Origin of the sequence: Micromonospora sp. LOL_013, assembly GCF_048060315.1 — a bacterium.
Classification (GTDB): domain Bacteria; phylum Actinomycetota; class Actinomycetes; order Mycobacteriales; family Micromonosporaceae; genus Micromonospora_E.
In genome coordinates this window covers 1-491 of the sequence record NZ_JBHMIQ010000117.1, presented here as the reverse complement: position 1 = coordinate 491, position 491 = coordinate 1, and the positions used below count along the sequence as shown (strand labels likewise).

The following is a 491-nucleotide window of genomic DNA, read 5'->3' as shown; positions in this document are numbered from 1 at the left end:
TGGTCTTGTGCTTGCCGGAGTACAGACAGCGGTCCGTGCGCCATGACCAGCAGGGGAACAGGGTGCCGTCGACGATGTACTGGACGGTCGGGTCGAGCTCGTCGGCGGTCGGCGCGAACCCCGCCAGCACGCGGTCGAGGACCGGGGTGATGCCGGTGACCGCCCGTGAGATCGTCGACTGGGAGACGCCGTGCGCCTCGGCGATCTCCGCTTGGACGCGGTTGCGCCGCATGTAGGTCAACGTGACCACGAGGGCACGGTAGAGGCCGAGGATCGGTGGCCACGGTTCCGTGCCCAGGTTCCGGCATTCGGCGCGGACCAGCACGCAGAGGTCGCGGATCTGATCGGTCGTGAAGCCGGTGGTATGATACATGTTCGGCGGTCCGCTTTTCTTTGGTTGTTGTGTGGTAACTCCATCCTATGGGAGGGCGGGCCGTCTCATTTATCGGGGGGTCCACTGTGGGTTATCGGGGCCCTGCTGAATAAGCCTC

Annotated in this window: 1 protein-coding gene; it reads right to left on the bottom strand. The window is 65.0% G+C overall.

Annotated features, from left to right (window positions below; translation table 11 throughout):
• Positions 1-373, bottom strand: a 373-nt coding sequence (locus tag ACFHWS_RS28575; RefSeq protein WP_416569594.1) for a transposase family protein, incomplete at its 3' end; no start/stop codon positions are given.
• Between the last annotated feature and the right edge of the window lie 118 nt (positions 374-491).